Source organism: Streptomyces sp. E2N166, assembly GCF_003671715.1.
GTDB classification, from domain to species: domain Bacteria; phylum Actinomycetota; class Actinomycetes; order Streptomycetales; family Streptomycetaceae; genus Streptomyces; species Streptomyces thinghirensis.
On sequence record NZ_RAIF01000012.1, the window covers coordinates 1,039,296 to 1,046,978 of the forward strand.

The 7,683-nt window shown below is 74.0% G+C and carries 5 protein-coding genes and 3 pseudogenes; 7 read left to right on the forward strand and 1 reads right to left on the reverse strand.

Going from position 1 to position 7,683, the window contains the following annotated elements; genetic code table 11:
* Positions 1 to 517 (forward strand): annotated as a pseudogene (locus tag EBH09_RS12455) (ABC transporter permease); the annotation flags it as partial.
* Between the two features lie 153 nt (positions 518 to 670).
* Positions 671 to 802 (forward strand): annotated as a pseudogene (locus EBH09_RS12460) (SAM-dependent methyltransferase); the annotation flags it as partial.
* Positions 803 to 868: 66 nt separating this feature from the next.
* On the opposite strand, the gene EBH09_RS12465 reads toward EBH09_RS12460, so the two are convergent.
* Positions 869 to 1,405 carry an HNH endonuclease gene (locus EBH09_RS12465; RefSeq protein WP_019325428.1) on the reverse strand — a complete coding sequence of 179 codons (537 nt, stop codon included), beginning with the start codon at positions 1,403 to 1,405 and terminating at the stop codon, positions 869 to 871.
* Positions 1,406 to 1,757: 352 nt separating this feature from the next.
* On the opposite strand from EBH09_RS12465, the gene EBH09_RS12470 reads away from it, so the two are divergent.
* From EBH09_RS12470 to EBH09_RS12495, 5 genes and pseudogenes are all read left to right on the forward strand, one after another.
* Positions 1,758 to 2,852: a mechanosensitive ion channel family protein gene (locus EBH09_RS12470; RefSeq protein ID WP_121747035.1), complete on the forward strand. Its 1,095-nt coding sequence runs from the start codon at positions 1,758 to 1,760 to the stop codon at positions 2,850 to 2,852.
* Between the two features lie 227 nt (positions 2,853 to 3,079).
* Positions 3,080 to 4,309, forward strand: a complete 1,230-nt coding sequence (locus EBH09_RS12475) for an ROK family transcriptional regulator (protein ID WP_121747036.1) — start codon at positions 3,080 to 3,082, stop codon at positions 4,307 to 4,309.
* Positions 4,310 to 4,543: 234 nt separating this feature from the next.
* Positions 4,544 to 4,654 (forward strand): annotated as a pseudogene (locus EBH09_RS12485) (carbohydrate ABC transporter permease); the annotation flags it as partial.
* 7 nt (positions 4,655 to 4,661) lie between these two features.
* On the forward strand, positions 4,662 to 5,927 hold the full coding sequence (locus tag EBH09_RS12490; RefSeq protein WP_121747037.1) for a 6-phospho-beta-glucosidase: 1,266 nt from the start codon (positions 4,662 to 4,664) through the stop codon (positions 5,925 to 5,927).
* Complete coding sequence (locus EBH09_RS12495) at positions 5,918 to 6,889, forward strand: BadF/BadG/BcrA/BcrD ATPase family protein (protein ID WP_121747038.1); 972 nt, start codon at positions 5,918 to 5,920, stop codon at positions 6,887 to 6,889. Before EBH09_RS12490 ends, EBH09_RS12495 begins: the two co-directional genes overlap by 10 nt.
* The last annotated feature ends 794 nt before the right edge of the window (positions 6,890 to 7,683 follow it).

The following is a 7,683-nucleotide window of genomic DNA, read 5'->3' on the forward strand; positions in this document are numbered from 1 at the left end:
GGCTCCGGCCCGCACCCACGCCGCGGTCCTGCTGGTGACGGTCGCCGGTACGGCGTTCCTGTGCGTCCGGCACGCGATGCTCACCGAGCTGCGCTCCCGGGAGTGGCACCTCGGCGCCGGCCTGGACTACTACACCACCGGCCTCGACCTGACCGGTGCCGCCGTCCTCGTCGCCCTCGCGATCACCCTCTCCGGCCTCGCCGTGGGCACCGCCGAGTCCCTGTCCGCCCGCCGCCGTGCCCTGGCCGCCCAGGTCGCGGCGGGAGTGCCGCGTACGGTCCTGAACCGGGCCCTGCTGCTGGAAACCGCCGTCCCGCTCGCGCCCGCCCTGCTGCTGGCCGGCGCCGGGGGCCTGGCGGTCGGCGTCTGGTACTCCACGGCGACCGGCGTCGGCTCGGTACCGTGGAGCGCCCTGCTGGTCGCGCCCGCGGTGTACGCGTCCTGCCTCCTGTCGGCGGCGACGGCGCTGCCACTGCTGGGCCGCTCGGTCCGGCCGGGTGAGCTGCGGTACGCGTGACGGACCCGAGACGGGCAGAGGGGCACCTGCGTCCTGGCGAGGGCGGGGGCCTTACCGAAGGACGTGAACACTCGGCGGGTAACTGTCATTTGGGCGCTCAAATGAGGGGCTTGAGGACAGTCGGGGCATGAGTGTTCACGCGTGAGGAATGACATGGCGCCACCGGCTCATCGGCTCCTCCAGGCGCTCGACCGCTTCAACGCCGCTCACCCCTGGGACCACAACGCCCACTACCACCGCTGGATCCTGCGGCAACTTCCCCACCGGTCCGGCAGCGCGCTGGACACCGAGCCACTGAAGCACCGGGTGCGCTGAGCCAACCCGGCCCGGCGTGCACGAAGGCCCGGACCGTCAGGCGGAAATGCCGTCGATCCGGGCCATGGCGTCCTCCGCGCCGTACGGCTGCAAGTACGGCAGCCAGCGCGGGTCCCTATGGCCCGTGCCGATGATGCGCCAGGCCAGGCCGGTGGGCGGGGCGGGTTTGTGGCGCAGGCGCCAGCCGATCTCGCCGAGGTGCCGGTCGGCCTTCACGTGGTTGCAGCGGCGGCAGGACGCCACGACGTTGTCCCACGCGTGCAGGCCCCCGCGACTGCGCGGGATGACGTGGTCGACGCTGGTGGCGACGGCGCCGCAGTACATGCAGCGGCCCCCGTCGCGCGCGAAGAGCGCCCGCCTGGTGAGCGGGACGGGCCCCCGGTAGGGCACCCGCACGAATCGCTTGAGCCGGACCACGCTGGGTGCGGGCACGGTGACGGTCGCGCTGTGCAGATAGGCGCCGGACTCCTCAAGGCATACGGCCTTGTTCTCCAGGACGAGGACGAGCGCGCGGCGGAGCGGTACGACGCCGAGTGGCTCGTACGACGCGTTGAGAACCAGGACATGCGGCACGGATGCCTCCTTGTACGCCGGCGGCGCGTGGCTCGCGCCGGGACGATCCGTAGTCAGTCTCCCCTCATGGCTGGTGGAAGCGCCACCATGTCCCGGTAACGGGCTGGGAGTGTTTTCGACCACACGGAATGCATCCCCACGACCGTGACCAGTTCAAGCGCGGGTGAGTACCGTCTCTCCCACCCGTTTCGGGCCGATCCGCGCCCGGTGCCCCGTTAGTGTGGTGCTTCTGCCCGTCCAGTGACCTTTCCGTGACCTTGGAGCGGACCCGGGCCGGACCATAAACCGGACCTCGGACCGGACCCTGGCCCCGCCCGGTGAGGACGGGTCGCCGCATCTGGAGGTATCCGCCGTGCCCCTGTCCGCCGCCGTCCTGTCGGCCGCCGGTTCGTCGCCGTCCCCGTCGCCGTCCCCGACGGCCCCGGCGGTGCCCTCGCTCCAGGACGCCCAGAAGAGCGCGACGAACGCCGCCGGCTGGGTCGAGGAGAACTGGTCGACGTGGCTCGCGATCGGGCTGCGGGTACTGCTGATCGTGGTGATAGCGGTGGTGCTCCGGGCGATGGTGCGACGGGCGATCACCAAGCTGGTAGACCGGATGAACCGCAGGGTCGGAACAGGAGCCAGCACCGCGCTGAGCGGCCTGCTGGTCAACGCCGAGCGGCGCCGTCAGCGCTCGGAGGCCATCGGCTCCGTACTGCGCTCGGTAGCCAGCTTCGTCGTGCTCGGCACCGCGGCCCTGATGGTGCTGGGCACCTTCCAGATCAACCTCGCGCCGCTGCTCGCGTCCGCCGGTGTCGCCGGCGTGGCGATCGGCTTCGGCGCCCGCAACCTGGTGACCGACTTCCTCTCCGGCGTCTTCATGATCCTGGAGGACCAGTACGGGGTCGGCGACAGCATCGACGCGGGCGTGGCCTCCGGCGAGGTCATCGAGGTCGGGCTGCGGGTGACCAAGCTGCGCGGCGACAACGGCGAGATCTGGTACGTCCGCAACGGCGAGGTCAAGCGGATCGGCAACCTCTCCCAGGGCTGGTCGACGGCCGGGGTGGACGTGACCGTCCGCTCCGACGAGGACCTGGACAAGGTGAAGGAGACCATCGCCGCCGTCGGCGAGCGGATGGGCAAGGAAGAGCCCTGGAACGAGATGCTCTGGGGCCCGATCGAGGTGCTCGGCCTGGACTCCGTACTGCTCGACTCGATGGTGGTCCGGGTCTCCGCGAAGACCATGCCCGGCAAGTCCCTCACCGTCGAGCGCGAGCTGCGCTGGCGCATCAAGCGGGCCTTCGACGCGGCCGACATCCAGATCGTCGGCGGTCCCGAGATCCCGGGGCAGCCGGCCGCGGCCGCCGACCCGACGGCCGGCGTCGCGGCGCCGTCGGCGTACGCGAGCACGGTGTCGCCGCAGTCCGTCGCGGCGTCCCCGATCCCCCCGACGAGCACCACCAAGTAGAAGTTCGGCCCGCGCGCCCCCTTCCGCCCCCGAGGTAACGACTGCGTCGCCTCGGGGACGCTCTCTTGACGCCTCCTCCACGGCGGCTCTACATTCCTCGCCGAACAGGAAACCTTCCTAACAGACTCGCGCTCCGGACTCCGCTCACCGCCCGACGGCGCGCGTCCGGTGGACTTCCTCCACCGGACACTGAAAGACCGAGCGGTCGAGAGGCAGGGGGGACACGCATGGCAGGAACCGCCGGCACGCCGGGCACCCCGCGCGTCCTGCGCGCCATGAACGACCGGGCCGCCCTGGACCTCCTGCTGGAGCACGGCCCGCTGTCCCGCACCCGGATCGGCAAGCTCACCGGCCTGTCGAAGCCGACCGCCTCCCAACTGCTGGCCCGCCTGGAGGCGGCGGGGCTCGTGCTGGCCGGCGGCACGACCGAGGGACGCCCAGGCCCCGGTGCCCAGCTCTACGAGGTCAACCCGGCCGCCGCGTACGCCGCCGGGCTCGACGTCACCCCGGACCGCATCCTCGCCGCGGTCGCCGACGTCACGGGGCGCACGGTCGGCCGGCACGAGCTGCCCACCCCGGGCCGGCGTGCCGCCACCCCTGTCGTCCGGCAGGTCACCGACGCGCTCGACGGCGCGGTGAAGGCCGCCGGACTCGCCCGGGACGACGTCCGCCGCCTCGTCATCGGCACCCCGGGCGCCTTCGACCCGGGCACCGGACGGCTGCGCTACGCCTCCCACCTGCCCGGCTGGCACTCCCCGGCCCTCCTCGGTGAACTCGCCGCCGCCCTGCCGATGCCGGTCGAGTACGAGAACGACGTGAACCTCGCCGCCGTGGCCGAGCAGCGCCTCGGCGCGGCCCGGGGCCACGAGGACTTCGTCCTGCTGTGGAACCAGGAGGGTCTGGGCGCCGCCCTGGTGCTCGGCGGCCGGCTGCACCGCGGCTGGACCGGCGGCGCGGGCGAGGTCGGGTTCCTGCCGGTGCCGGGCGCTCCGCTGGCCCGCAAGGTCAGCCGTACGGGCAGCGGCGGCTTCCAGGAGCTGGCCGGTTCCCAGGCCCTGGCCGGTCTGGCCCGGGAGCTCGGCCTCACTTCCGTGCCCTCCGGGCCGCACTACGAGGTCGCCGCCGCCCTCGTCGCCCGGGCGGCGCGGGCCGCCGACGACACCGACGACGACAATGACCCGCACCGCCGCCTGCTCCGGACGTACGCCACCCGGCTGGCCACCGGTCTCGCCTCCCTCGTCTCCGTCCTGGACCCCGAACTGGTGGTCCTGAGCGGCACCTCGCTCGCCGCGGGCGGTGAGGCACTGCGCGCCCTGGTCCAGGACGAGCTGGAGGAACTGGCCGCGTCCAGGCCCCGGCTCGTCGTCGGTGACGTGACCGAGCATCCCGTCCTGCGCGGCGCGCTGGAGTGCGCGCTGGCGACCACCCGCGACGAGGTCTTCGACACCTCGCGCTGAAGCACCCCGCCCCACGCCCACACCCACGCTCACGCCCTCCCCACCCCGCCCCGCCCACCCCTGCCCCAGGGAGATCCGTCATGGAACACCGGTGCCACGGACGACCCGAACGCCGAGACGACCATCACCTTCTGGCACGGCTGGAGCGCGCCCGCCGAGGTGAAGGCCGTACAGGCGAACGTGGACCGTTTCGAGAAGGCGCACCCCGCGCCCGGACGTGGTGTCGTCGTTCGCCACCTCACCATGGCGGCGACCGTGCTCGTCATGGCCCCCGTGATCCTCGTGTTCCTCTTCGCGCAGAAGGCGTTCGTCGAAGGCGTCACGCTGACTGGAGTAAAGGGTTGATGACTGCATGAAACTCACCGTGGTCGGCGGCGGCTCGACCTACACGCCCGAACTCGTCGACGGCTTCGCCCGGTTGCGGGACACGCTGCCGGTCGAGGAACTCGTCCTCGTCGATCCTGCGGCGGACCGGCTGGAGTTGGTAGGGGGCCTCGCCCGCCGCATCTTCGCCAAGCAGGGCCACGGCGGCCGCGTCGTCACCACCTCCGACCTGGACGCGGCCGTGGACGGCGCCGACGCCGTACTGCTCCAGCTCCGCGTGGGCGGCCAGGCCGCCCGTGAGCAGGACGAGACCTGGCCCCTGGAGTGCGGCTGCGTCGGCCAGGAGACGACCGGCGCGGGCGGCCTGGCCAAGGCGCTGCGCACCGTGCCGGTGGTGCTGGACATCGCCGAGCGGGTCCGCCGGGCCAGCCCGGACGCCTGGATCATCGACTTCACCAACCCGGTCGGCATCGTGACCCGGGCGCTGCTCCGGGACGGGCACCGGGCGGTCGGCCTGTGCAACGTGGCGATCGGGCTGCAGCGCAAGTTCGCCGCGCTCCTCGGGGTGGCACCCGCCGACGTCCACCTGGACCACGTGGGCCTCAACCACCTCACCTGGGAGACCGGCGTCCGCCTCGGCGGCCCCGGGGGCGAGGATGTCCTGCCCCGGCTGCTGGCCGAGCACGGGGACGCGGTCGCCGCCGACCTCCGCCTGCCCCGGCCGCTCCTCGACCGCCTGGGCGTCGTCCCCTCGTACTACCTGCGCTACTACTACGCGCACGACGAGGTCGTCGACGAGTTGCGCACCAAGCCCTCCCGGGCCGCCGAGGTGGCGGAGATGGAGCGGCGGCTGCTGGAGATGTACGGCGATCCGGCCCTGGACGAGAAGCCCGCCCTGCTGGCGAAGCGGGGCGGCGCCTACTACTCGGAGGCGGCCGTGGACCTGGCCGCGGCCCTGCTCGGCGGTGCCGGCTCCCCGCACCAGGTGGTGAACACGTACAACCGGGGCACGCTGCCCTTCCTCCCCGACGACGCGGTGATCGAGGTGCCGGCCGCGGTGAGCGGCGAGGGCGCCGCTCCCCTGCCGGTGCCGGCCGTGGACCCGCTGTACGCCGGTCCGATGGCGAACGTGACGGCGTACGAGGACCTGGCCCTGGACGCGGCCCTGCGCGGCGGCCGGGACCGGGTGTTCCGGGCGCTGCTCGCCCACCCCCTCGTCGGCCAGTACGCGTACGCCGAGCGGCTCACCGACCGGCTGATCGCACACAACCGGGAGCACCTGGCGTGGGCCTGACCGCGAGCCTGCTCGCCGTCGACGCGGGCAACAGCAAGACCGACGTGGCCGTGGTGACGGCCGACGGGGAGGTCCTCGCCACGGCCCGCGGCGGCGCCTTCCGGCCGCCGGCCGTGGGCGTCGAGCGGGCCGTGGACGCACTGGCGGAGGCGGTGACGCGGGCCTTCACCGCGGCCGGCGTCACCTCCGTCGAGCACGTCTCGGCATGCCTGGCCAACGCCGACCTGCCCGTGGAGGAGGAGCGGCTGACCGCCGCGCTGGACGCGCGCGCGTGGGGCACGAGCGTGGACGTGCGCAACGACACGTTCGCCCTCCTGCGGGCGGGCGTCGACGAACCTCTCGGTGTCGCCGTCGTGTGCGGGGCCGGCGTCAACTGCGTGGGCATGCGCCCCGACGGCCGCACCGCCCGCTTCCCGGCCGTCGGACGCCTCTCCGGCGACTGGGGCGGCGGCTGGGGGCTGGCCGAGGAGGCGCTGTGGCACGCGGCGCGGGCGGAGGACGGGCGCGGAGAGCCCACGGAACTGGCCCGCACCCTGCCGGCCCATTTCGGGCTCGGCTCGATGTACGCCCTCATCGAGGCCCTGCACCTGCGGCACATCGAACCGGTCCGGCGCCATGAACTGACCCCCGTGCTCTTCGCCACGGCGGCGGACGGCGACCCGCTCGCCCGGACGGTCGTCGACCGGCAGGCCGACGAGGTGGTGGCCATGGCCACGGTCGCGCTGACCCGGCTGGACCTGCTCGCGGAGGAGACGCCGGTCCTCCTGGGCGGCAGCGTACTGGCGGCACGGCACCCGCAACTCGACGACCGAATACGACAACTGCTGACGTCCCGCGCCCCCAGGGCCATACCCCGAGTGGTGACGGCACGCCCCGTCCTGGGCGCGGCCCTCCTCGGACTCGACCGAGCGGGGGCACCCACCGGGGCCCGCACACGGGTCCGGGCACACTTCGCCGCCTGAGACCCCACGAGCCCGAGACCCGACGGCCGCACCGGTGCCCGGTCCGGGCCGGGCCCGGAGCCCCGGCTCGCGCCCGCGCCCGCGCCTGCGTCGGGAGTCTCGGCTCGCGCCCGGGTCCTGACTCCGGCCGGGGCCCGGTGCAGCCCGGATCCGGTCCGGACCCAGCACCGGCCCCATCCGGGCCTTGGTCCGGGCCAGACCTGGATCCGAGCCCGCCCCGCGCCCGGCCCGGCCCAAGTCCGAGTCCAGGCCCGGGCCCTGGTCCGGGTCCGGGCCAAGTCCGAGTCCCGGTCCCGGTCCGGGTCCGGGTCCGGGTCCGGGTCCTGGCCCGGGTCCTGGCCCGGGTCCTGGCCCGGGTCCTGGCCCGGGTCCTGGCCCGGGTCCTGGCCCGGGTCCGGGTCCGGGTCCGGGTCCGGGCCAAGTCCGAGTCCCGGTCCCGGTCCGGGTCCTGGCCCGGGTCCTGGCCCGGGTCCGGGTCCGGGCCCGGTCGGCCGGGCCCGAGTCCGGCCCGGTTCCGGTTCCAGGCCCGGACCCCGCACTGGCCCCGCGGAGCCCGGATCGGGGAACCGAACCGGTTCCGGTGGCGTATTCATGGGCAGGGGTGGTGCGTTGCACCTGGATCGGACCAAGATCGGGTGAAGGCCGGTGCGAATGTCGGCACGGGCAGGGATACTTGCGGCGACGGATGACCATGGGGGAGGTCAGCAGTGACTCGACCGCCGAAGGGCAGCGCGGCGCCACCGCCGGGCACCGGCGCGCCCGCCCTGCCCGCCGTACCTGCGCAGCCCCGGCCC